The following is a 257-nucleotide window of genomic DNA, read 5'->3' on the forward strand; positions in this document are numbered from 1 at the left end:
ACACTATTGTTTATGGATCAAGTATTGACGTCCGGGGCCGGTGCGGCGTCCCCAACTTTGGCTGCCGAAAATGACAGCGATCCCCAAATCCTGAACCTCGTCCGCCAAGGTGTCACGGACGCCTTTGACACTCTTTACAAGCGGCATGTCCAGATCGCCCACTACGTCGCACGCACGCAGTCGGACAACCCCAGCGACGCCGATGACGTCGTCGCGGAGGCCTTCGCCACCATCTTCCAATCCCTGAAAGACGGCAA

Annotated in this window: 1 protein-coding gene; it reads left to right on the forward strand. The window is 58.4% G+C overall.

Annotation, left to right across the window (positions count from 1 at the left end; translation table 11 throughout):
* Positions 1–24: 24 nt before the first annotated feature.
* Positions 25–257 (forward strand): RNA polymerase sigma factor (locus ACPYOM_RS22990; protein WP_481347740.1); only part of this gene is annotated, 233 nt, incomplete at its 3' end.

It is taken from the genome of Monashia sp. HAY1-2A (assembly GCF_056755315.1).